Origin of the sequence: Sphingomonas sp. BT-65, from assembly GCF_026107375.2 — a bacterium.
GTDB lineage: Bacteria > Pseudomonadota > Alphaproteobacteria > Sphingomonadales > Sphingomonadaceae > Sphingomonas.
In genome coordinates, this window is sequence record NZ_JAPCIA010000001.1 from 2279040 (window position 1) to 2300843 (window position 21804).

The following is a 21804-nucleotide window of genomic DNA, read 5'->3' on the forward strand; positions in this document are numbered from 1 at the left end:
TAGCGGTCATGCCGCCCCAGACCGCACCCGCCAGCGGCGAACGCCCGTTGTTCGCCACGCTCAGGCGTTTCCTCCCCTATCTCTGGCCCGCCGGCATGACGGGGCTGAAGGTGCGCATCATCGGCGCGTTGCTGCTGGTGCTGCTCTCAAAGGTCGTGCAGGTCTATGGCGCTGCCTATGCGCTCAAGGCCGCGGTGGATTCGATGGCGATCAGCGATCGCAGCGCGGTGACCTTCGTCATCCTGATGGTCGTCGGCTACGCCGCCGCGCGGCTGTTCACCACCGTCTTCGACAACCTCCGCAACACGGTGTTCGAGAAGGTCGGGCAGGATGCGACGCGGCGGCTCGCCATCGTCACCTTCCGCCATCTCCACCAACTCTCGCTGCGCTTCCATCTCGAGCGGCGCACCGGCGCGGTGACCAAGGTGGTCGAGCGCGGCACCAAGAGCATCGACACGATGCTCTATTTCCTGCTGTTCAACATCGCACCGACGATCCTCGAGCTGGCCCTGGTGCTGCAGATCTTCGGCTCGCGCTTCGGCTGGTGGCTGGTCGCCTCTACGATGGCGATGGTGGTGATCTACATCGCCTTCACCCGCTGGGTGACCGACTGGCGCTCCAAGCTGCGCGAGCAGATGAACGACCTCGACACCGGCGCGGTCGCGCACGCGGTGGATTCGCTGCTCAACTTCGAGACGGTCAAATATTTCAACGCCGAGAAGCGCGAGGCAGACCGCTATTCGGCGGCGGTCGAGGCCTATGCCAAGGCGGCGGTGAAGTCCGAGAATTCGCTCGCCTGGCTCAACATGGGCCAGTCGCTGATCACCAACGTCATGCTCGGCGCGGGGATGGCGGTGGTCGCCTGGGGCTGGTCGAGCGGGCGTTTCTCGCCGGGCGACGTGGTGTTCGTGTCGACCTTGCTCAGCCAGTTGTTCCGGCCGCTCGACATGCTCGGCTGGGTCTATCGCACGATCCGCCAGGGCGTGATCGACATGGGCGCGATGTTCGACCTGATCGACACCGATGCCGAGGTGAAGGATGCCCCCGGCGCGCCCGCGCTGGTCGTCGACCGGGGCGAGGTGCGGTTCGAGGGGGTGCGCTTCGGCTACGAGGCGGATCGCGACATATTGAAGGGCATCGACCTGGTCATCGCGCCCGGCCACACCGTCGCGGTGGTCGGCCCGTCGGGCGCGGGCAAGTCGACGCTGGCGCGTATCCTCTATCGCTTCTACGACCTGTCGGGCGGGCGGGTGACGATCGACGGGCAGGATATCGCCCGGGTGACCCAGGCAAGCCTGCGCGCCGCGATCGGCATCGTGCCGCAGGATACGGTGCTGTTCAACGACACGGTCGGCTACAACATCGCCTATGGCCGCGAGGGCGCGACGCCGGACCAGGTCGCCGCGGCGGCACGCGGCGCGGCGATCGCCGGGTTCATCGAGAGCATGCCCGACGGGTATGAGACGCGCGTCGGCGAGCGCGGATTGAAGCTGTCGGGAGGCGAGAAGCAGCGCGTCGCGATCGCGCGCACCCTGCTCAAGGATCCGCCGATCCTGATCCTCGACGAGGCGACCAGCGCGCTCGACAGCCGCACCGAAGCGGAGATTCTCGACACGCTCGAGGCGATCGAGCGCGGGCGCACCACGATCGTGATCGCGCACCGGCTCTCGACCGTGGTCAATGCCGACCGCATCGTGGTGCTGGAGGCCGGCCGCATCGCCGAGCAGGGCACGCATGCCGAATTGCTGGAGATGCGCGGCGTCTATGCCGAGATGTGGGCGCGCCAGCAGGCCGAGCGCGAGGCGGTGGCGGAGGCGGCGGAGTAACGTTCGGCTAGCTAAAAGCCCACCAAAGCGCCGCTGCCGCGGCGATCAGCGGCGCCACGGTGAGCATGATCGCCAGCGTCCAGGCGATCCAGCGCCCATATTTGTCCTCGACCCGTTCGACCAAGGCAGCTGCGAAATCGAACCACGCCGGTGTCATATCGGCTCAGCCGAACTCGACCGCCTCGAACCGCACCGGGCGGCCGTGCGCGGCGTTGGCGAGCTGACCGTCCCACATCACGCGGCGGCCGCGGATAATTGTCCCGATCGGCTTGCCGGTGAGCTCGTCCCCGGTGAACGGCGACCAGCCGCAACGCGAAGCGAGCCAGCTCTCCTCGACCGTCCACTTCGCCTTCAAATCCACCACGGTGAAATCCGCGTCATAGCCCGCCGCGATGCGCCCCTTGCCGACCAGCCCGAACACGCGCTGCGGCCCGGCGCTGGTGAGGTCGATCAGGCGTGCAAGCGTGGTGCGGCCCTTGGCGACATGATCGAGCAGCAGCGGCAGCAGCGTCTGCACCCCGGGCATGCCGCTGGGCGAGGCGGGGTAGGGCTTGGCCTTCTCCTCGATCGTGTGCGGCGCGTGGTCCGAGCCGAGCACATCGGGCACGCCCTGGTTGAGCCAGTGCCACAGGCCATCGCGATGCGCCGCCGAGCGGATCGGGGGGTTCATCTGGGCATAGGTGCCAAGGCGTGGATAGGCGTCCTCGCCCGCCAGCGTCAGATGTTGCGGCGTCACCTCGCAGGTCGCGATGTCCTTGTGCTGCGCGAGCAGCTCGAGCTCCGCCGGGGTGGTGACGTGGAGGACGTGGATGCGCCGCCGCGCCTCGCGTGCGAGCTTGAGGATGCGGCGGGTGGCGAGGATCGCGCTCTCGTCGTCGCGCCACACGGGGTGCGAGGAAGGGTCGCCCGCGACGCGCTCGCCCTCGCGATCGTTCATGCGGAACTCGTCCTCGGCATGGATCGCGACGCGGCGATGGCCCGAGGCGAGCACGCGCGCGAGATTGGCGTCGTCTGACACCAAGAGGTCGCCGGTCGAGGCGCCCATGAAGATCTTGACCCCCGCGGTGCCCGGCATGCGCTCGAGCTCGGCAAGCTCGGCCGCGTTGTTGTTGGTCGCGCCGACATAGAAGGCGTGGTCGCACCACATCCGGTCCTTCGCGCGGGCGAGCTTGTCGTTCACCGCGTCGGCGCTGTCGGTGTTGGGCTTGGTGTTCGGCATCTCGAACACCGCTGTCACCCCGCCCAGCACCGCCGCGCGGCTGCCGCTTTCAAGGTCTTCCTTGGCCTCCAGCCCCGGCTCGCGGAAATGGACCTGCGTGTCGATCACGCCGGGAAGCACGTCGAGTCCGGTGCAGTCGATCGTCTCGCCCGCGTCGCCGTTCGCGCCGATCGCGACGATCTTGCCGTCGCGTACGCCGAGATCGATCTGGGCCGGGCCGCCGGGCAGGTGCACCGTGCCGCCGGTGAGCTTGAGATCGAACGTCGCCATGGGAGCCTCTTTTGAAGTCGCTCCGCGCGTCCTACCTGTTCGCCATGACAGAGACCAGCCAAGTTCGGGCCACCCTGCTCGCCGACCGCGCCCTCATCCGCATCTCCGGCGAGGATGTCCGCGGCTTCCTCCAGGGATTGGTGACGCAGGACGTCGCTGTAGTGCGGCCGGGCGCGCCGCAATGGGCGGGACTGCTCACTGCGCAGGGCAAAGCGCTGTTCGATTTCATCCTGTGGGATGCGGACGATGCGATCCTGATCGACTGCGAAGCCGATCAGCGCGAGGCGCTCATCCGGCGCCTGTCGATCTACCGCCTGCGCCGCCCGATCGCGATCGAGCCGGTCGAAGGCGGCGTGCACTGGTCGCGCGACGCGGGCGCGGGCGTGGTCGATCCCCGGCTTGCGGAGCTCGGCTATCGCTGGCTGGGGGAAGCGGCCGGCGCCGCGGCGACCGGCTGGCGCGAGCATCGTCTGCGCCTCGGCGTAACCGAGGGTGCCGCCGAGCTCGGCCAGGACAAGACGCTCTGGCTCGAATGCAACGCTGCCGAGCTCAACGGCGTGAGCTTCGCCAAGGGGTGCTATGTCGGCCAGGAGAATACCGCGCGGATGAACTGGCGCGCGAAGGTCAACCGCCGGCTCGTCGTCGCGCCACTCGGCGAGCCGGGCGAGCGCACCCGCATCGCCTATCCCGATCTCGGGCTGATGGTCGAGCATCGCCGCGTCGAGGCGCTGGGCGATGCGATCGTGCCGGCGTGGCTCGGCGCCACATTGGCGGCTGGAGAAGTCTAACTCGTTTCGCTTCGATCGGTTGTTCCCTTGCGAAGTACGGGGGACGATCCATCCGAAAGGAACCGTGACTAGCTCAGCTTGGCAATCGGGCCAGCCATTCCACGATTTTCGCTTGGCTGGCGGGTAAATAGGCGAGATCATGACCCGCGCCCCTGACGCGCACCAACGCGCCGTTCGGAGAGGCTGCGGCCAATTGCTCGCCATGCCGGATCGGAATCAGCGTATCGTCGGTTCCATGAAGCACGAGCACCGGCGCCGAGACCTGCTTGAGCTTGGTGCGATTGTCGTAACGGTCGCGCAGCAGAAGACCGACGGGCGCCCAGGGATAATGTTGAGACGCCGCATCGGTGAGGCTGGTGAAGCCGGAGACCAGCACGAGCGCCGCCACCTTCTCCTCGCTCGCCAGCTGGACCGCGACGCCGGACCCGAGCGAATTACCGATCAGCACGATCCGCTCCCGCCCCACACCCTGCGCGGCGAGCCAGGCCAGCGCCGCGCGCCCATCACGATATAGGCCGGCTTCGCTGGGGCTGCCGGGATTGGCGCCATAGCCGCGATACTCGACGAGAAGCCGGCCATAGCCGGCGGCATCGAGCCGCTCGGTCGCCCGGTCGGCGCCTGCGAGGCTGTCGCCATTGCCGTGGAAGAAGACGATCACCGGCAGACGGCCAGCGCCCGGCTTATAGGCCGCCCGCAAGGAAAGCCCATCCTCCGTCTCGAGCATGACCGGTCGCATCCCATCGGGGACGCCGGGCTCGGACGACGCGGGCGCGGGATAGATCATCGCGCGCTGAGCCAGAAATAGTCCGCCGAGCAACGCCAGAACCATCACAGTGAAGAGGAGCACGGTCCAGATGGCGAGCTTGAGGATCATCTGCCTCCCCGGTTGATCGCTGTAACGCAAAGAAAAAGGGAGGCCGGTTGCCCGGCCTCCCATATTCTGTCGATCCGCAGTGCGGACCGCGTGGCTTACATGCCCGAGCCCGGACCGTAAGTGATTTCCACGCGGCGGTTCTGCAGTTCGCGGACGCCGTCGGCGGTCTCGACACGCGGACGGCTCTCGCCGAACGCTTCCGAGCTGATCACGCCGTCGGGGATGCCCCGGCCGCCGAGATACGCACGGACCGAGTCCGCACGGCGCTGCGACAGGCCGACGTTGTAGCTCGCCGAACCCGAACGGTCGGCGTGGCCCGCCAGCATGACCTGCGCGTTGCCGCAGTTCTGGTACGCCGAGATCGCGTTGTCGAGAATGCCGGCCGCCTCGGGCGTGATGTCCGACTTGTCCCACTCGAAGAACACGATGTACGGCCCCGGGGTGCAGGGCACCGGCGGCGGCGGCGGCGGCGGGGTCGGCGCCGGCGGCGGGGGCGGCGGAGCCGGCTCCGGCGGCGGCGGCGGCGGCGCAGCCGGCTCGCCGAAGTTGAAGGTCACGCCGCCCAGGATGCTGTGCGAGCGGAACCGGCCTTCGAACTCGCGGCCGGTCACGTCGACCAGCTTGACGTTGTCGGCGTTGAAGAAACGATACTTCAGCGTCACGTCGATGTTGTCGCTGATCGGCTGACGCAGACCCGCGATGACCTGCCACGCGAACACGGTGTCCGAATCGTCGAGGAACGAACCGTTGGTGGTCAGCGCATAGTCGGCCTTGACGCGGGACACGCCCGCACCGCCGCCGATGAAGCCCTGCACGCCATCGTCCTCACCGAAGTCGAGGAGACCGTTGACCATGAAGCTCAGCGCCGACGAGGAGCCGCCTGCATAGTCGAACGTGCCGGCCGGCGCGCTCACGACCGCACCAGCACCGGTGAAGAACGGCGTGGTCACGGTCGAGCTGTAGCCGTCGACGCTCGCGCGGCGATAGCTGACGTCCGCCTCGATGCGGAACCCGCCGAGATCGTAACCGATGACGCCGCCGACGTCCCAGCCATAGTTGTGGTCGACCCGGCTCGCATCCTCGACGGCGCCGATGTCGAAATTGATGTCTTCGACGATCATCGCGCCGCCTTCAACACCCACATACCACGCGTCATCGCGGGCGAGGGCGGGCGTGCTGAGCGCGGTCGAAGCGAGTGCCAGTGTTACGGCAAGCTTCCGCATCATAATCCCCTTTCTTGGTTGCCACTTCGGACAGCGCTAACTTCCTACCTTGTGGAAAGTTTCCGCGCAAGCGAACAAAATCTGGGGACTGTTGCCGGAACGTCACAGTTATCCGCCGTCGATCAGGCCATGTGCCCGCAACGCCTGCAAAATTGCTTCGATCGCCGCGCGGGCCTCGGCGTCGACCACGCTGCCGCCGTCCGGCTCGTCGATCGCCCCCTCGCGCGCACCGACCACCTGCTCGCCATCGATCACGAGCTGCGCCGCGCTGAGCTGACCGGCGCGCCACGCGCCCGAAACATAGCGGGCGGCCAGTTCCTCGCCGGCGATCCAGACGGCCATGCCTTCGCGCGGCGCCGCGAACCGCCATCCACCCTCGGTCCACGACGCCAGCGCGCCCGCCGATCCGGCCCAGGCGCCCGCGGGCGAATCACCCACGATCCAGCATTGGCCCGGAACCGGATCCGGCGGCGGCGCACCGAGGCCGAACGCCTCGACGCACGGCTGCACCAGCATGTCGGCGAGCAGCGTGGCGTAGAAGTGCACGAACGGCTTGTTCGAGTAGGGGTCGCGCAGGATCTGCGTCTCGCCGCGCTCGGCGATCAGATAGCCGGCCTTGAAGTTGCCGAACGCGATCGACAGCGCGTTCGCCGCGATGTCGGGCATGTCCTCGGCCTCGACCACTGGATAGCCGAGCAGCGTCGCCGGCTGGCCCGAAGCGATGCCCGGCTGCCACAGGAACGCGCCATCGCTGGTCTTGAACTTGCGGATCCGCGCCAGCGTCGACGAGTTCATCACGAACACCGCGCCTTGGCGATAGGGCGGCCGCAGCGCCTGGACCAGGTCGATCAGCTTCTCCTCGGGATTGGCCGCGAATGCACCCGACGCGCCCGACGCGACATGCTGCAGCGTGCCGAACGCACGGGCTCCGTCGCTCGTCGCTGCGGTGGCATAGGCGAGGAAGCCCTTGGGCTTGTTGGTCCCGTTGCCGCTCACGAACGCGGCACCCTCGGCACGGGCGAACTCGCGCGCGATCTCGTCGGCGAGCCACGCCTCGACGTCGAACGCCGCGTCGTCGAGCATCGTCTGGCTCGCCGCCGGGTTGGCGTAGAGGTCGCCCATCGGCGGCGCGATCTCGTTGAACGTCGCGGTGCTGGTCTCGTCGCGGTCGCCGGTCTCGGCCGCCCAGCCCGAGGGCGTGCCGCCCGACGCGACGAGCTTGCGATAGCCCGCGCTGCCCACCGTCACGACATTGGCGATCGCGCGGATCGGCGAGATGCTCGCCAGCGTCGTGTCCACCAGCGCGTCGATCTCGCGCGGGATGGCATAGCCGCCCGCGCCATCGGTCGCGCCCGACATCGCCTTCATCTCGAGCGCACCGGCGCCACTGCGCAGAAACCCTTCGAACGCCGCGCCATTGGGAGTCCGCGCCCCCTCCAGCACCGGCCGCGCCACCGGCACGCCCGCACCCTCAATCGCCTCGAACGACTGTTCGAGGACGTCCGCCTTCGTTTCCATGTCTTTCTCCCACGCGAAAAACCCGCCGGGAGGGTTCCCGACGGGCAAATTTGGTCATTCGAGTTTCAAGTTCGCGGAATGCCTCCGCGCGCAGGTACTAACCGATAGCGGCGACCTTGATGCGGACGTTCGCGCCTAACACCGAATAGACAAGCTTAACTCTGGGTAGAGCGCGGTCTTCGTCTCCAGCTGCAGCAAACAACCGGTGTCCCTTGGCAAACCGGGCATCCGCTACGCCTTCCACATGCGCTGTGAAGCGCAAGCGCTCCAGGATATCATTCCAATGCTGCTCGAAGGCTGGATTAGTATCGATTGCCTGAGCAACCAACGCTTGGACGCCAGGCGAGCAAGTAATCTTGAACCCGCCCGGCGGCCGTAGAATCATGCGCTAGCGCGATCCATTGCACTTAGTGCCCAAGCGATATCCGTCCCGTCGAGATCGTCCGGCACTACGACCGCCGCTCCTACAGGAATTTGCTCTCCGATCTCGGCGTTTTCCCAAAGCTTGTCATGCGACAGCTCACTGATCGATCGAGCGGTATGGAGTTCGCATACCCAATCGATTGCCTCATTCAGGATATCGACCTCATCGGCGCTAAACGTCGACAAATCCGGCTTCTGCAGCCACACGTGTTCGCGCCGGGTACCGCCGAACGTCGGTACCTCGCGCGTCGCGATCTTATCACTCTGTTCCAAGCGGCGAATGCTTCGAACAATATTGTTTGGCACTGGGCCGTGTTGGCGTTTTTCGTACGAGGCCTGACCAGTTACGGTACGGCCGAGCCGCCGATACGCCTCCAAATCCGCAAACCACATTACCTTGTTGAGCTTTACAGCACCGAGTTTATTCGGGTCTGCGCGTGCGATAATGTAGTGCGCCACAGCTTCAGTGCGATCCTGCTGTGTCAGGGTCACGTTGCGCTCCGCATCAATTTTGTCGGTCCCCTTTGCCCGCTCGTACGGGTCCCATTCCACCGACTCAGTAACATACAAACGACTCGTTGGGCAAAGTTTATCCACACTCGCTTAATCGAGTTTGAACGGAGCCACAGCATGAACCCGCGCCAGCCTCTGCATCGGCCGCGCCACCAGGCTGACCTCGCACAGCTCGACCGCATTCAGCTCACGCCAGCGGCCATGCCGTGCGCCACGCACGCGATAACCGAAGCTCAGCCCGGTCACCGCGCCCTTCGCTACCCGCTCCGCCAGTTCGGGCGCATCGATCCGCCCGGTCACGCGCAGCCCGCGCGCATCTTCGCCAATCGCCTCGATCACGCCCACCGGCTCGCCGCGATGCTGCCATAGCAGCGGCACGCGCCGCACCCGCGGGCCGAACGCGCCCTTGCGGATCACGTCCCCGCCGCGGTCGGGCGCATCGAACACCGCCGCGTACCCCGCGAACCGAACGCTCACTTGCCCAGCCCCCAGAAGCCGAGCTTCACCGCCAGCCCGATCACCACCAGCGCGAGCAGCATCCGCACCACCCAGCCCGCCACGGCCTTCACCGCCGAGCGCTTGGCGTCGCGCCATGCCTCGAGCAGCTCGCGCAGATCGCTCATGTCCTTGGCCGCCTGCGGGTCGTCGAGCCCCAGTCGAGTCAGCGCGCGGCTTGCGCCGAGCTCGCCCGCTTCCTCGGCAATCGCGCGCAAGGTCGCCAGGTCCGCGCCCTCGGCCGCACCCTGTGCGATCAGCTGCGCCAGCAGTCCGCTGTTCATGCCGCGCCTCCTTCCAGGCCGAGCATTGCCCGCTTCTCTTCCGTCGTCAGGAAATCCGCCGCGCTGACCGACCGCCACAGCCGCTCGCGGTCCTCCGCCATCGCCGGCAGCTTGTCGATCTCGACCCGCAGCCAGGCATCCGGAAACCAGCCGCTCAGCCCTTGCGTCAGTTCGGTCAGGATCTTGTCGGCGAGCGGCAGGATCGTCAGCCGCCACACCGCGCGATTGGCCTCGCGATAATTGGCATAGCTGTTGTCGCCGGGCAGGCCGACCAGCATCGGCGGCACGCCGAACGCCAGCGCGATCTCGCGCGCCGCCGCGGCCTTCAGCCCGACGAAATCCATATCCGCCGGGGTCAGGCTCATCGCCTGCCATTTGAGCCCGCCCTCGAGCAGCATCGGCCGCCCCGCATTGGCCGCACCCGAGAACGCCGCCTCCATGTCCGCCTTCAGCCGGTCGAACTGCGCCGGCGCCAGCGCCGATCCGTCGCCCGGATCATAGACCAGCGCCCCCGACGGCCGCGCCGCATTGTCGAGCAACGCCTTGTTCCAGCGTGTCGCCGCATTGTGGATCGCAATCGCGCCCGATGCCGCGCCCAGGCAGCCAAGGCCATAATGATCGTCGACCGGGCTGAACGCCTTCAAATGGATCACCTGCGGTTTGCCCGCCGCATCCTCCGCCGCGATCCGGCTCACGCTTCCGCCCACGCGATAGCGATAGGCGGCGGGCCAGCCGCCCGCGTCGGTCTCGACGCTGACCCGTTCGGGCCGCAGCGCGAACAGCTCCGCCACCCCCCCGGCGCCGTCGCCCAGCAGCTGCACGAACGCGTTGCCGTGGAGCAGCAATTGCGCCGCCAGCGCCGCGATCAGCGCCTGCCCCTGCGTCCGCATCGCCACCAGCGCCAGCAGCGCCGGGTCGGATGCCGCGATTGGCGCGTCCGCCACGCCCTCGGCGATGATCTTCACCGCGCGCTGCGCCACCGGGTTGGCGCAATAGCCCTCACGCACCTGCGCCTCATAGCTTTGCGGCCATTCGCCGAGCACGCCCGCCGCGCCATGCGCGCGCGTCAGCGCCGGCCGCGACGCATCGCGCCGCTTCCCGAACCATTTCATGTTGTTCTCCTTTTATCGCCTCTCGGCGATGGGGCGGTGCCGGCCCGCTCCCCCACCCGGCCACCCAACGCCAGTATCCTATGGGTGGCCGGGTGGGGGAGCGGGCCGGCACCGCATCCGCGTCAGCGGATCGAAAACGCCGCTATTTCCTTCCGAACCAGATCACGTGCCGCGGTCCCTTGCCATTGGACCTTGCGCGCACCGCCACCTCTTCCACTGCAAACCCGGCCTCGCCCATCCGCCGCCGGAAGCGGTCGTCCGGCGCCGCCGACCACACCGCCAGAATCCCGCCAGGCTTCAGCGCCGCCTGCGCCGCGCGCAGCCCGTCGAACGTATAGAGCCGGTCGTTCGCCAGCCGCGTCAGCCCGTCCGGACCATTGTCCACGTCGAGCAGGATCGCGTCATATTCGCCACGCCCCTGCGCGATCACCGCGCCGACATCGCCGATCATCACTTCCGTCCGCGGATCGTCGAGGCACCCGGCGGCAAGCTCGGCCATCGGCCCGCGCGCCCAGTCGATGATCCCGGGCACCAGCTCGGCCACCACCGCCTTGCCCGCCGGCCCCAGCAGCGCCAGCGCCCTGCGCAGCGTGAACCCCATGCCGTACCCGCCGATCAGCAGCCGTGCCTCCTTCGGCGCCTTCAGCCGCGCCAGCGTCAGCTCCGCCAGCGCCTCTTCCGATCCGCTCATCCGGCTCGACATCAGCTCGTTGCGGTCGAGCACGATCATGAAGTCGCCCCCGCGCCGGAACAGCCGCAGCGGCTCGCCGCCCGGCACCTCGGCCACGCCGATCAGCTCGCGCGGGGTCAACTCTCGTGTCCAGTCATCCCCGCCTCATGCCCTCACGGCCAGCGAAAGCGCAACACCGTCTCGCCCGCCGGCGCGCCGTCGGCATGGAAGCGCCGCTCGGCGATCCGCCCGCGCCCGTCGCGGTCCACCGTCACCACCGTGCTGCACCGCGTGCCATAGACCGGCCCGCGGATGAACACCGGCGAGTTGACCGGCTCGAACACGTCCGGCTCGTCCAGCTCGGGCGATCCCGCCGGCCGCTCGTCGGCCAGCGCCGCGAACAAGGGCTCGATCGCCTCGCCGCCCGCCGCCAGCCAGCTCGCCACCCCCGCCTGCAGCCGCAGCGTCTTGGGCCACAAGGTATCGAGCAATCCGTTCGACAGCCCGTGCATCCCCGCGCCCAAGGGCCGGTGCAGCGGCTCGGGCCGGTTGGTCAGGAACATCGGCCCCTCGGGCTCGACCGCGATCAGGTTGAAGGGGTTGAACGCCTCTAGGTCCGCGGGCTCGTTCCCCGCCAGCATGTCCGTCACCAGCGCCCCGCGCGAAGCTTTCGCCGGGTCGGGCACCTGTCCATGCACATTGGTCACCGCCGCGAACCGCCCGCTCTCGTTCAGCCCGAGCCAGGTCCCGCCCGCCACCAGGTCGCGCCCGGCAATGACGGGCCCGCCGGCCATCCACCGCGCCAGCGCCGCCGCCGGCCGGTCATGCCGCTCGTCGCGGTTGCCCGCCGCCACCAGCCGCCAATCCGGATGCGCATGCCATGCCAGCGCCAGAACACACATGACGCCAAGCTAGCGCCGCCGGTGCCCCATCGCCAAGGCCGGGGCGCGCGCGCTACCGCATCCGCGCTCCGCTTCGCCCAGCCCCGCGCGTCAATCGCCCGCGGGCGCGGCCTCCTCATCGGACAGTGCGCTCACCCATTCGGCGAGATCGGCGAGCGCGATCGCGCGCGAGAACTCGATGCCGATCCGGTCCTCCTTGATCCAGCGCACCCGGCCCGACACCGGGGCGAGGCGCTCGACCATCAGCTCGACGCTCGCCTCCAGCTCCATCGGCAGGTCGCTTTTGACCTTCGCGCCCTTTTGCGACAGGTCGATCAGGTCGACGAGGTGCCACATCACCCCCACGCGCAGCCGCGCGCGGCGGTCGACCGTGAGCCGCGGCCCGCGCGGCGCCTCCAGCGTCGGTGACAGCTGGTGCGGATTGAGATAGGCCGCGACATCGATCGGCGCGTCGAAGGTGACGCCGGCATTCCTGTCCTTCACCCAGCAGATCTTGCCGTTGACTGGCGCGGACCCCTTGGGTTCGACTCGCACCGCCGTTCCCGTGTCGAACCGCGCATAGGTTTCCAGCATCAGGCCACCGGCGCCGATGTTGCGGATCAGGCACAAATGCTGCGCGCCGTCCTCGAGGACGACGCGGGCGACGCGGAACAGCGTCGTGAACCGTTCGTCTGAACGTTGGTCAGGCGCACGCTGATCAGATACAAGGTTCGCTTCCGGCGCAACCGCATAGCTTCGCACGGGCATTCCTCCCGCGAGCATCGACAACCGTGACAGGAAGCGTGCTCGCAGCCCCCCTGTCCGGACCCCCACGGGCTGTCATACGCCTTTAGGGCTAACTCGAACTTGCCGGGAATGGTTAATTTCCACGCCTTTGGTTCCGGGTCCGCAGGCCGGCGTCTTCGCGGCACTGGCGTGCAGCTAGAAGAAATGCTCCAGCGGCAGCTGCCCCGCCGCGAGCGCCCAGGGGTGCTGCCGCTCCTCATAGACCGACACATACGGCGCCGGAAACGCCGGATCGGCGAACGCCCCCACCGCCACATAGACCAGATCCGGCATCTCCGCAGGCTCCCAATAGACCGTCGAGCCGCACACCGGACAGAAATGGAACAGCGCCGACCCGCCGCTGTCGCCGGCCCGCGTCCAGGTCGTCGAGCGGCCCTCGCGCGTCACCTCCTCGCGCGCGAAGCGTGCCTGCGTCGCGAAGACGCTGCCGGTGCGTTTCTGGCATTCGAGGCAATGGCAGATCGACACGCGAACCGGCTCGCCCGCGCAGGTCAGGCGAAGCTGTCCGCAACTGCACGACGCGACCCGGTTCGACATGCGCTTATCCTTAATGCGCGCGCAATCGGCGCGAAAGCTGGTTACCTCGAATTATCCGGTTCGGGCGGTCGTCATCCCGGACGATCGATCGCCACCAGGAACATCAGCAGCGCTAGCATCCCGACCGCAAGCAGCACCAGCACGACGAGCGGCAGACAGGTGCCCAGATCATTGTCATGCCGCCACGCGATCCACAGAATCGCTACGACCGCGGCGATCAGGCCTCCGACCGGTCCGAACAGGCTTCCGGCAATCGCCGTCGCGACAAGCGCGATGACGATCGAGGTGAGCACTCGTATCGCCGTTGTTCGCCGCACCATCGAGTCTCCGTTTCACACCTTTGCCCGCATCGCCGCACATTCGCTGTTGATGGAAAACCGACGGTCGGGTCTTCTAGCCCTCTCCCGCTTGCGGGAGAGGGTTGGGTGAGGGCCTTCTAGTGTTCTTACTCGTGAGAGGCCGCAAGCGCGGCGCTGATCACTGCGACCCCCTCGTCGCACGGGGTTTGACCCCGGGTCCAGCTTCTACGCGCCGCACTTCCGCTTTGAGGAAAGCGTACGTTCCCCTATCCTCCCCCGCCAGGGGGAGGTGTCGCCGCAGGCGTCGGAGGGGGAGGACGGCGATGCGCCTCGAAGGTTCGGAAGACGGCCGCCGCAACGCAAAGCGCCTGCGCCGCGAAATGACGCCGCCCGAGATCGGATTATGGCTTGCGCTTCGCAGCAATGATCAGGGCCTGCGCTTCCGCAAGCAGCATGGCGCCGGAAACTATGTCCTCGACTTCTACTGCGCCCCCGCAAGGCTCGCGATCGAAGTCGATGGCGAAGCGCATGAGCGCGGCGACCGGCCCGCTCGGGATTCGGCGCGCGATGCCTGGCTCAATTCGCGAGGGGTCCACGTGCTTCGCTATCCCGCGCAGGAAGTCTTGGCCAACCTCGAGGGTGTCGTACGGCAGATCTTGGCGATTGCGATCAAGCGACGGGAGCACAAACGGCCGGACCGCTGACCTCCCCCTCCGTCAGGCAACGCCTGACACCTCCCCCTCGCGGGGGAGGATTAAAGATGTCCGCAATCGGCTCGTTGGCAGAATCTTCGACACAATCCTCCTACCCCAGCCCCCTGACCCCCGCCGCGCCCTTGCGCCCCAGCATCAGTTCGCTCAGCGCCCACACCAGCGCGTCGGCCCGGTCGGGCGAGCGCCCCGGCCCTTCGTAGCCGCCGCCCGCCACCAGCCCGCACAACTCATCCTCCAGCGCGGGAAACCGCCCGGCATGCTTCACCCGCCCGCTCTCGTACAAGGCCGCGACCGGCTCGGCGCGCGCCGTCTTGCCGCGGCTGGCATGCACCAGCCTCAAGGGCAGCGTCACTTCCGCCGCGTGCAGCACGCTCTTCACCATGTCGCCGCCCTGGTTCTTCTCCGCCACGACCTTGTCCGCGCCGTGCCGCCGCGCGCATTTCGCCACCGCGCGCGCCCAGCCCTCGGGCGACAGGCCGCCCACGCTCGCATCCTCGAGCACATGCCCCACGCCCGTGGCATCCAGCGCCACAACGACGATCCCGCAGGCATCGCCCTCGGCGCTCGCCGGCGGGTCGACGCCAACCACCACCCGCGCGATCCCCTTGGGCTTCCTGCCCCGGCAGGCCTCGATCATCCCGCGCGTCCACAAGGCGCCGGCGACATCGTCGATCAGCTCGCCGTCCAGCTCCTGTCTTCCCAGCCGCGTGCCACCATATTCGGCCTCCATCGCCTCGATGAAACTGCGCGGCAAGTGCGGATTGTCCCGCGTCCGTCCGCGCGTCTCGACCGTACCCGGCAGCGCCATCACCCGCCGCATCAGCCGCGTCGGCCGCGGCGTCGTCGTCACCAGTACGCGCGGCTGCTCGCCGGCGCGCAGCCCCAGCATCAGATTGTCCCACATCGTTTCGCCATGCCGCCATTTGGCGAGCTCGTCGCACCATGCGGCGTGATGTTCGGGGCCGCGCAATTTCTCGGGCGCCTCCGCCGAATAGACAAAACCCTTCGCCCCCGATGCGAAGCGCACCTCGCCGATGCTCGCCCGCCATGTCACCGGTTCGTCGTCATGCGCGATCGCGAGCAATCCGCTCGGTCCCTCGATCATCACCTTGGCGACGTCGTCCTCGCTCGCACCGACCAGCGCGATGCGCCCGTCGCCATGCCGCCGCGCCCATTCGCTCACCCATTCGGCGCCCGCGCGCGTCTTGCCAAAGCCGCGCCCGGCGCGGATCAGCCACACCCGCCACGCGCCTGGCGGCTCGATCTGCCCGGCATGCGCCCAGGCCAGCCAGCGCTCGCGCAGCTCGATCTGCTCCAGGCGCGTCAGCCGGTTGATGACGATCGAGCGGTGCGGTTCGTCGATCAGCGCCAGCTTTTCGAGCTCGGTGAGCGGAGGCGTCTCCGCCGCTTCATCCGCGCCCGGCGAAGCGCCGCTCACGGTGCCCGCCCGGACTCGCGGAGCCTGCGCGCCAGCGCGTCGAGCTGCTTCCTGAGCGCGGCGTCGGTCTCGGCCGGGGTCGGCCGTGCGCCGCGCTTGGTCACCGGCTTGCGGTCCACGGTCTGGCGGTGCTTGGTCAGCAATGCCAGCGCCAGCTGCACCGCGCCCGGCTCCACCAGCGCCCCGCCGGCAGCCGCCTTCTGCCCATGACCCTCGCCCATGGCCTCGGCCGCCTCGATCGCCTCGCCGATGTCGATCGCATTCACCCCGATCAGCGCATGCTCGAGTAGCGCGGCCTCCAGCCGCTCATATCCAATGTCCAGCGCCTCGGCCCATAGCGCGGCAAAGCCCGCGTCGCGCTTGCGCAACTGATAGGCGCCGCTCGGGGTCATCCCCGCGGCGGCGACGGCCTTCAGCACGTTGCAGCTCTCGGCCAGCGTGGCCAGGAAGACGCTCCGCTTGGCCTTGGTCCAGCCCGTGCGCGGCAGCCGCCGCTGCTGGATCGGGCGCCGGCATCCGGGCTCCAGCTTCTCCGTCATCATCCACTCCCCGAAACGCGATGGCAGCTATCCCCTTCGCGGGAACGACGAAAATCATTGTTCAAACGAGATAGCCGACAAACCGAGTCGAGACGGAAGGCGTCGCCGCCCCGGCCCGACTCGCAATTCTTCAGCGTTCTTGTTTTGTACCTAATCAGCGCGACGATGTCAAGCGTAATTTTCCCATTTGGTTCGTTGCAGGGAAGATTCCGGTTCGCTCCGCGCATCCTTTCGCGCGGCTGACCGTTGAACTCAGCGCGCGTTCAGTCGCCCGCGCCCAGAGGCCGCCGCATCATGACTCGATTGATCCGCCCGTTCGCCGCAGCCGCACTCGCTGTGGCTTCGCTGTCCGCTCTCCCCGCCGCGGCGCAGGAACCCCGCGCGCGCGCCGTGAAGGAAGCGCGCATCCCCTTCGCCTCGATGGTCAGCGACTATCGTGCCGAGGAACGCGACGTGATCTATCTGCGCGCCGGGCGCGACTGGTATCGCGGCACCTTCATGGCACCGTGCCAGGAGCTGCCCTGGGCGTGGAACATCCGCTTCGAAAACAGCCCCGGCATCGACGCGATCGACCGCTTCTCCACCGTCATCGCCCGCGGCGAGCGCTGCCGGCTCAATTCGCTGATCAAGATCGACGGCCAGCCCCCCGCGAAGGCGAAGAAACCCGCGCGCAAGAAGGACTGATCTAGCCCGTCACCGCCGCCCAGGCCGCGACCTCGTCGTCGCGCCGCCGGGTGACGGTCAGCGCGCCCGCTTCGCCGGTCGCGGGGTCGATCTCGATCTCGCCGTCCCACTCGAACGTGGCGTTGCCCGCGATCGACACGCGGTCGTCGCCCGCCGGACCTTCGGCACGCACGCGTACGCGGCCGCCAGGATTGTGCACCGTGATCCATTGGCCGAACGGCAGGCGGCCGGTCAGCCCGGCGACGTGCGTCGCCGCGCCCATCGCCGTGCCGCACGCCTTGGTGAGGCCGATGCCGCGCTCATAGGTGTGGACGTAGAGGTCAGCGCTGCGCAGCTCGACGAAGCTCACATTGGCGCGATCGGCGAGCAGCTCGGGCCCGGCCTCGCACCAGTCGCCGAGCGCGGTCAGCTCGGCGACATCGACCTTGTCGACGAACGCGATCAGATGCGGATTGGGCATCGCCAGCGCGGTGAAGGCGCGGCCGCTGGGCAGCCCCGGCACTTGCGCTTCGATCACCGGCGCCGCGGCGCGCAGCCCGGCCGCGGCGGGATCGGTCGATGCCGGTCCCACGGTGGTGCGCACGGTATAGACGCCGGGGGCCAGTTCGGCCTCGTGCTCCACTTCGGCGTTGCTCGTCTTCAATCGCACCGTCGCCGCGTCGATCCCCAGCGCCTCGAACCCGGCGCGCGCGGTGCAGCGCAGCCCGTTGAGGCAGGTCTCGGGGATCGAGCCGTCGGCGTTCACCACCATCTGCGCGAACGCGGCCTCGCCCCCGCCCTGCCGCAGCAACAGCAGTCCGTCAGCCCCCACCGGACCGCTCCGGTCGCACAGTGTCCGCGCGATCCGCCCCCATTCGGCGTCGGACAGATCCAACGCGCGGACGTCCAGAAGGGCGAAATCATTCCCCGATCCGTGGCATTTGGTGAACGCGAGCCGCATGCCCCGCATCTAGGGACATCGCCGGGCCATGCAACCGCAGATCGGCTTGATGCGCGCAAAGCCGGACTGGCGCATCATGGCGCAAGCTGCGACAAGCGGCGCGATGACGGGCATCCTGTTCCTCGCGGTCGTGGTCCTCGGCATCGTCGTTGCGGCGCAGGGCCAGCGGCTGCGCGAGTTCGGCCGCCGCCTCGACAAATTCGAGCGCACGCGCCCGGCTGCCCCAGTGATGGCCGACCCGGCCCAGGCACCACCGCCACCAGCTCCCGCACCCATGCCGGTTGCCATTGCGCCGGTGCCGCTGGTCACGCCGGAGCCGGAACCCGTCATGGCCGCCGCACCGGAGCCGGAATTGGAACCCGCGCTGCCTCCGCGTCCCGGCCTCGAATCGCTGATCGGCGCGCGCCTGCCGGTATGGATCGGCGCCATCGCGCTCGTCGCCGCCGGCTTCTTCCTCGTCCGCTACTCGATCGAGATAGGCCTGCTTGGCCCCGCCGTCCGCACGCTTCTCGCCGCGCTGTTCGCCGCCCTGCTGGTCGCCGCGAGCGAGGTCGCGCGCCGCCTGCCCGCACTGCGCGAGGATCCGCGCATCGCCCAGGCGCTCGCCGGCGCGGGCATCGCCAGTTCCTATGGCACGCTCTACATCGCCGCCGCGCTCTACCACCTGATCGCGCCGCTTCCCGCCTTCGTGCTGATGATCGGCGTCACCGCGCTGGGTCTCGGGCTCGCGCTGCGCCACGGTCCGCCCACTGCAGTGCTGGCGCTGGCTGGCGGCTTCGTCGCGCCGCTGGTTGCGGGCTATGACGCGGCCGGGATCGGGCCTTTGCTCGTCTATCTCGCGCTGTTCGCCGCGGCGCTGTTCGGGCTTGCGGCGCATCGCGGCTGGGCGTGGCTGGCCATCGCCGCGACCGCGTGCGGCTTCGCCTGGGTCAATTTCCTGCTATTCGCCCTCGGCAGCGATGATCTCGCCGCTCCCGCCGCGTTCGTGGTGCTGCTCGCCGTCGGCGCCAGCCTCGCCTTGCCCCGTGCCGGGGTCACGGCGGCCTGGCTCCGCCTTGCCCCGCTCGTCGCCGGTCTCGTCCAGCTCCTCGCCTTCGCCCCCGCCCTCGACTTCTCCGCACTGGCCTGGGCACTCTACCTAACCCTCGCCGCCGCCACCCTATTCCTCGCCTGGCGGGACGAGACCTATCTTCCCGGCGCACTCGCCGCGCTTGGCCTCACGCTGTTGCTGCTCGCGATCGGCCTCGACCCGCCGCAACCGGGCGCAACCCTCGCCGCCGCGATCGCCGCCGCTCCGCTCTTTGCGGGGCCCGGCCTCATCCTTCTCGCTCGCGCGCGCGGCTGGGCGATTGTCGCGCTCGGCGGCATCGCCGGACCGCTGCTGCTCGCCAATGCCCTCGATCCGGATCGCCTCCTCGACTGGCAATGGGCCGGGCTTAGCCTCGGCGGCGCGGCGCTTGCGGCATGGCTGAGCTGGCGCCGCCGTCTCGAAGCCGGCAAGCGCGATCCCGGCCTGATCGGCGGCACGCTCGTCGCGGCCATTCTCGCGGTCGTGGCGCTGGGCCAGTTCGCGGGCGCCGACTGGATCGCGCTCCCGCTCGCTCTCACCGCCGTCGCGCTGGGGCTGTGGGCGCGCCACACCGGCGACCCGCAACTCCATCTCCTCCCGGCGATCGCGCTCGCCGTGATCCTCCTGGCAGGCGGCGAACCCCTTGCCCGCTACGCCACGCTCATCGTCGAATCCGCGAGCGGCACGCATTTGCCCTATCTCGATCTCCCCGACCTCGCTCTATCGCTTCGGTACCTGCTTCCCGCGCTGCTCGCCGCGGCAGCGCTGCTCGCCGACCGCCAGCAGCTCGCCCGCACCCGCCCGGCGGTATGGAGAGGTGCGATCATCGTCGCGCTGCTCCTCCTCTACCACCTCGCCAAGCTGCCCCTCGCGATCGCCGACGAGTCCCGCTTCACCGCCTGGGGCTTCGTCGAGCGCGCGCTCATCACGCAGGCACTGCTCGCCGCCGGCTGGGCGATCCGCCGCCGTGCCGGCTGGACCGCGCTGTCCCTCGCTCTGTTCGGTCTGGGCCTCGTCCGCATCGCCTGGTTCGATCTGCTGCTGCTCAACCCGGCATTCGTTGCGCAGCAGGTGGGCGGCATCCCACTCACCAATGCCGCCACGCTTCATCTCGGCCTCGCCGCCTTCTGGAGCTTTACCTTCGCACCCGGCCGGCCATGGCGCGCGATCGGCCTCGCCCTGGTCCTCGCCGCGATCGCCGCTTTCGTCCGTCAGGCCGCGCATGGCAGCCTGCTCACCGGACCGATCCCGACCGGCGAGAATTACGGCTATTCGGCCGCGTTCCTTCTCCTCGCGCTCGCCTGGCTCGCGCTCGGGATCCGCAGCGGCGCACGCGACCTTCGCCTCGCCGGCCTCGCGCTGCTCACCGCGGTGACGCTCAAGGTCTTCCTCATCGACGCCGCCGCGCTCGGTGGACTGCTCCGCATCCTCTCGTTCCTCGGCCTCGGCGTCGCGCTGATCGGCATTGGCTGGGTCTATAACCGCTTCCTCGCCGTACCCTCCGGCGCGGCGGAGAAGGCCTGACCGCCGTTCACTGCATCCCGTAGTGCGCCGCCACCCGGTCGAGCGCCAGCGTCAGCACCAGCCGGCCGGCGCGCGCGGGCCAACCGAGCGCCTTCTCGGCCACCGGAACCGTCTCCCCGGCACAGATCACCCGCCACAGGATATCTGCAAGCCCCGGTCCGGCGGCCGCCACCGCGGCATCGAACCGGCGCTTGGCGGCGATCTGCGCGGTCGTCGGATCGAGTCCGTCGTGCGCGCGCCCTCCGCGCGGCCCGGCCGGCGCGGCGTCCCAGCGCATCGTCACGCGCGGTCCCAGCGCCGCGGTCTCATAGTCGGCGCGCAACCGCTCGCCCGCGTCAAACTGGCGTGCATCGACCAGCCCCCGCGCGCGCAGCCAGGAAAGCGGCGATTCGGCCAGGTTCACCGTGATTCGCCGCCCGCTCTTCCGCGCCGGTCCATGGTGGACGACATGTCCGTCTTCGATCGATCGTTCCACCAGTTCACGCATCCGCCCATCTCCCGGCAATTACGAATCACCCTTGCCATATCGTCACGCTTGTAGGAAAATGATTTAACCACACTGGTTATCGGAGCTGGGGAATGATCACCGCCATCCGTGAAGTACGCCGCGCCAAGGGGTTGACGCTCGAGGAAGTGGCGCAGCGCTGTGACCCGTCCACCACCGCGCAGACCATCGGCCGGCTCGAAACCGGCACGCGCACCGTCTCGGTCGACTGGCTCAATCGCATCGCCGCCGCGCTCGGCGTCGATGCCGCCGATCTGGTGCGCCTACCCGACCGGCCGGACATCGCCGTCGCGGCGATGCTCGACGCTTCGGGCGCTCAGGCCCCGCGCCGCGCCGCCACGGTGGCGCCGCCGCATCCCGAGCCCGAGCTTGTCGCCGTCACCGTCGCCGGTGGCATCGGCGACTATCGCACGGGCGACGTCATCTGGTGCCGCCGCCTCGCTCCCGGCGACTTCGCCTCGGCGCTCAACCGCGACGTGTTGATCCCCCGCCCGGCGGGCCGCTTCCTGTTCGGCCGGCTGATCGCGCATGAGGGCGAAGGTGGCCGGCTCAACGTCCTTCCGCTGGGCCCCGGCGCGCGCCAGCAAGTGGTCGCCGATCCGCCCTGGATCGCGTGCGCGGTCCAGCTCATCCGCCAGCTCTGACCCCATCTT

Annotated in this window: 24 protein-coding genes and 1 pseudogene; 6 read left to right on the plus strand and 19 right to left on the minus strand. The window is 68.8% G+C overall.

Translation table 11 applies throughout. The features are described from left to right. The first annotated feature begins 8 nt into the window (after positions 1-8). On the plus strand, positions 9-1826 hold the full coding sequence (locus OK349_RS10855; protein WP_265117823.1) for an ABCB family ABC transporter ATP-binding protein/permease: 1818 nt from the start codon (positions 9-11) through the stop codon (positions 1824-1826). 7 nt (positions 1827-1833) lie between these two features. Here the strand turns inward: OK349_RS10855 and OK349_RS10860 are convergent, their stop codons facing one another. Together OK349_RS10860 and OK349_RS10865 are read right to left on the minus strand one after the other, a co-directional pair. After that, on the minus strand, positions 1834-1983 hold the full coding sequence (locus tag OK349_RS10860) for a hypothetical protein (RefSeq protein ID WP_265117824.1): 150 nt from the start codon (positions 1981-1983) through the stop codon (positions 1834-1836). 6 nt (positions 1984-1989) lie between these two features. After that, a complete protein-coding gene (locus OK349_RS10865) occupies positions 1990-3315 on the minus strand; it encodes a dihydroorotase (protein WP_265117825.1) in 1326 nt (441 codons plus the stop codon). 44 nt (positions 3316-3359) lie between these two features. On the opposite strand from OK349_RS10865, the gene OK349_RS10870 reads away from it, so the two are divergent. Then, positions 3360-4103 (plus strand): CAF17-like 4Fe-4S cluster assembly/insertion protein YgfZ, encoded by a 744-nt coding sequence (locus OK349_RS10870; protein ID WP_265117826.1) that lies wholly within the window; start codon positions 3360-3362, stop codon positions 4101-4103. Between the two features lie 73 nt (positions 4104-4176). On the opposite strand, the gene OK349_RS10875 is transcribed toward OK349_RS10870, so the two are convergent. The 13 genes and pseudogenes from OK349_RS10875 to OK349_RS10935 form a co-directional block, all read right to left on the minus strand. After that, on the minus strand, positions 4177-4977 hold the full coding sequence (locus tag OK349_RS10875; RefSeq protein ID WP_265117827.1) for an alpha/beta hydrolase: 801 nt from the start codon (positions 4975-4977) through the stop codon (positions 4177-4179). Positions 4978-5072: 95 nt separating this feature from the next. Then, complete coding sequence (locus OK349_RS10880; RefSeq protein WP_265117828.1) at positions 5073-6200, minus strand: OmpA family protein; 1128 nt, start codon at positions 6198-6200, stop codon at positions 5073-5075. Between the two features lie 108 nt (positions 6201-6308). Further along, entirely contained in the window at positions 6309-6716 is a 408-nt protein-coding gene (locus tag OK349_RS10885) for a DUF2793 domain-containing protein (RefSeq protein WP_265118585.1), read from the minus strand. 6 nt (positions 6717-6722) lie between these two features. Next, positions 6723-7718, minus strand: a pseudogene (locus tag OK349_RS10890) (phage major capsid protein); the annotation flags it as partial. 381 nt (positions 7719-8099) lie between these two features. Continuing rightward, the gene (locus OK349_RS10895; RefSeq protein ID WP_265117829.1) at positions 8100-8633 is read right to left on the minus strand and encodes a Panacea domain-containing protein; all 534 of its coding nucleotides are present in this window, start codon (positions 8631-8633) and stop codon (positions 8100-8102) included. 111 nt (positions 8634-8744) lie between these two features. After that, positions 8745-9131, minus strand: a complete 387-nt coding sequence (locus tag OK349_RS10900) for an HK97 family phage prohead protease (RefSeq protein ID WP_265117830.1) — start codon at positions 9129-9131, stop codon at positions 8745-8747. Further along, positions 9128-9433, minus strand: coding sequence for a DUF6127 family protein (locus OK349_RS10905; RefSeq protein WP_265117831.1), 306 nt, complete (start codon positions 9431-9433; stop codon positions 9128-9130). Before OK349_RS10905 ends, OK349_RS10900 begins: the two co-directional genes overlap by 4 nt. After that, on the minus strand, positions 9430-10545 hold the full coding sequence (locus OK349_RS10910; protein ID WP_265117832.1) for a phage portal protein: 1116 nt from the start codon (positions 10543-10545) through the stop codon (positions 9430-9432). Before OK349_RS10910 ends, OK349_RS10905 begins: the two co-directional genes overlap by 4 nt. 142 nt (positions 10546-10687) lie before the next feature. Further along, positions 10688-11356, minus strand: coding sequence for a spermidine synthase (locus tag OK349_RS10915; protein ID WP_265117833.1), 669 nt, complete (start codon positions 11354-11356; stop codon positions 10688-10690). 32 nt (positions 11357-11388) lie between these two features. Then, positions 11389-12117, minus strand: a complete 729-nt coding sequence (locus OK349_RS10920; protein ID WP_265117834.1) for an NRDE family protein — start codon at positions 12115-12117, stop codon at positions 11389-11391. Between the two features lie 90 nt (positions 12118-12207). Then, on the minus strand, positions 12208-12858 hold the full coding sequence (locus OK349_RS10925) for a PilZ domain-containing protein (RefSeq protein ID WP_265117835.1): 651 nt from the start codon (positions 12856-12858) through the stop codon (positions 12208-12210). Positions 12859-13038: 180 nt separating this feature from the next. Then, the gene (locus tag OK349_RS10930; RefSeq protein ID WP_265117836.1) at positions 13039-13440 is read right to left on the minus strand and encodes a GFA family protein; all 402 of its coding nucleotides are present in this window, start codon (positions 13438-13440) and stop codon (positions 13039-13041) included. 71 nt (positions 13441-13511) lie between these two features. After that, the gene (locus OK349_RS10935) at positions 13512-13733 is read right to left on the minus strand and encodes a hypothetical protein (protein ID WP_265117837.1); all 222 of its coding nucleotides are present in this window, start codon (positions 13731-13733) and stop codon (positions 13512-13514) included. Between the two features lie 329 nt (positions 13734-14062). Between OK349_RS10935 and OK349_RS10940 the strand changes: the two genes are divergently transcribed. Next, the gene (locus OK349_RS10940; protein WP_265117838.1) at positions 14063-14443 is read left to right on the plus strand and encodes an endonuclease domain-containing protein; all 381 of its coding nucleotides are present in this window, start codon (positions 14063-14065) and stop codon (positions 14441-14443) included. Between the two features lie 100 nt (positions 14444-14543). On the opposite strand, the gene OK349_RS10945 is transcribed toward OK349_RS10940, so the two are convergent. Both OK349_RS10945 and OK349_RS10950 read right to left on the minus strand, forming a co-directional pair. After that, entirely contained in the window at positions 14544-15890 is a 1347-nt protein-coding gene (locus OK349_RS10945; RefSeq protein ID WP_372340551.1) for a DNA-packaging protein, read from the minus strand. After that, complete coding sequence (locus OK349_RS10950; protein ID WP_265117839.1) at positions 15887-16429, minus strand: hypothetical protein; 543 nt, start codon at positions 16427-16429, stop codon at positions 15887-15889. Before OK349_RS10950 ends, OK349_RS10945 begins: the two co-directional genes overlap by 4 nt. Positions 16430-16723: 294 nt before the next feature. On the opposite strand from OK349_RS10950, the gene OK349_RS10955 reads away from it, so the two are divergent. Further along, positions 16724-17113 carry a DUF6491 family protein gene (locus tag OK349_RS10955; protein ID WP_265117840.1) on the plus strand — a complete coding sequence of 130 codons (390 nt, stop codon included), beginning with the start codon at positions 16724-16726 and terminating at the stop codon, positions 17111-17113. A 1-nt stretch (position 17114) separates the two neighbouring features. Here OK349_RS10955 and dapF read toward each other — a convergent pair whose 3' ends face one another. After that, complete coding sequence (dapF, locus tag OK349_RS10960; protein WP_265117841.1) at positions 17115-18053, minus strand: diaminopimelate epimerase; 939 nt, start codon at positions 18051-18053, stop codon at positions 17115-17117. A 28-nt stretch (positions 18054-18081) separates the two neighbouring features. Between dapF and OK349_RS10965 the strand changes: the two genes are divergently transcribed. Next, complete coding sequence (locus tag OK349_RS10965; RefSeq protein WP_265117842.1) at positions 18082-20646, plus strand: DUF2339 domain-containing protein; 2565 nt, start codon at positions 18082-18084, stop codon at positions 20644-20646. Positions 20647-20653: 7 nt separating this feature from the next. Here OK349_RS10965 and OK349_RS10970 read toward each other — a convergent pair whose 3' ends face one another. Then, positions 20654-21133, minus strand: a complete 480-nt coding sequence (locus tag OK349_RS10970; RefSeq protein ID WP_265117843.1) for a DUF6456 domain-containing protein — start codon at positions 21131-21133, stop codon at positions 20654-20656. A 92-nt stretch (positions 21134-21225) separates the two neighbouring features. Between OK349_RS10970 and OK349_RS10975 the strand changes: the two genes are divergently transcribed. Beyond that, positions 21226-21795, plus strand: coding sequence for a helix-turn-helix domain-containing protein (locus OK349_RS10975; RefSeq protein ID WP_265117844.1), 570 nt, complete (start codon positions 21226-21228; stop codon positions 21793-21795). Positions 21796-21804 lie beyond the last annotated feature (9 nt).

Bases quoted from the DNA above. Each gene is read 5' to 3' on its own strand.
- OK349_RS10950 (WP_265117839.1), bottom strand. From the start codon at position 16,429: ATGACGGAGAAGCTGGAGCCCGGATGCCGGCGCCCGATCCAGCAGCGG.
- OK349_RS10870 (WP_265117826.1), top strand. From the start codon at position 3,360: ATGACAGAGACCAGCCAAGTTCGGGCCACCCTGCTCGCCGACCGCGCC.
- OK349_RS10905 (WP_265117831.1), bottom strand. From the start codon at position 9,433: ATGAACAGCGGACTGCTGGCGCAGCTGATCGCACAGGGTGCGGCCGAG.
- OK349_RS10940 (WP_265117838.1), top strand. From the start codon at position 14,063: ATGCGCCTCGAAGGTTCGGAAGACGGCCGCCGCAACGCAAAGCGCCTG.
- OK349_RS10875 (WP_265117827.1), bottom strand. From the start codon at position 4,977: ATGATCCTCAAGCTCGCCATCTGGACCGTGCTCCTCTTCACTGTGATG.
- OK349_RS10930 (WP_265117836.1), bottom strand. From the start codon at position 13,440: ATGTCGAACCGGGTCGCGTCGTGCAGTTGCGGACAGCTTCGCCTGACC.
- OK349_RS10955 (WP_265117840.1), top strand. From the start codon at position 16,724: ATGACTCGATTGATCCGCCCGTTCGCCGCAGCCGCACTCGCTGTGGCT.
- OK349_RS10920 (WP_265117834.1), bottom strand. From the start codon at position 12,117: ATGTGTGTTCTGGCGCTGGCATGGCATGCGCATCCGGATTGGCGGCTG.
- OK349_RS10975 (WP_265117844.1), top strand. From the start codon at position 21,226: ATGATCACCGCCATCCGTGAAGTACGCCGCGCCAAGGGGTTGACGCTC.
- OK349_RS10860 (WP_265117824.1), bottom strand. From the start codon at position 1,983: ATGACACCGGCGTGGTTCGATTTCGCAGCTGCCTTGGTCGAACGGGTC.
- OK349_RS10965 (WP_265117842.1), top strand. From the start codon at position 18,082: ATGCAACCGCAGATCGGCTTGATGCGCGCAAAGCCGGACTGGCGCATC.
- OK349_RS10880 (WP_265117828.1), bottom strand. From the start codon at position 6,200: ATGCGGAAGCTTGCCGTAACACTGGCACTCGCTTCGACCGCGCTCAGC.
- OK349_RS10855 (WP_265117823.1), top strand. From the start codon at position 9: ATGCCGCCCCAGACCGCACCCGCCAGCGGCGAACGCCCGTTGTTCGCC.
- OK349_RS10885 (WP_265118585.1), bottom strand. From the start codon at position 6,716: ATGCTGGTGCAGCCGTGCGTCGAGGCGTTCGGCCTCGGTGCGCCGCCG.
- OK349_RS10970 (WP_265117843.1), bottom strand. From the start codon at position 21,133: ATGCGTGAACTGGTGGAACGATCGATCGAAGACGGACATGTCGTCCAC.
- dapF (WP_265117841.1), bottom strand. From the start codon at position 18,053: ATGCGGCTCGCGTTCACCAAATGCCACGGATCGGGGAATGATTTCGCC.
- OK349_RS10910 (WP_265117832.1), bottom strand. From the start codon at position 10,545: ATGAAATGGTTCGGGAAGCGGCGCGATGCGTCGCGGCCGGCGCTGACG.
- OK349_RS10865 (WP_265117825.1), bottom strand. From the start codon at position 3,315: ATGGCGACGTTCGATCTCAAGCTCACCGGCGGCACGGTGCACCTGCCC.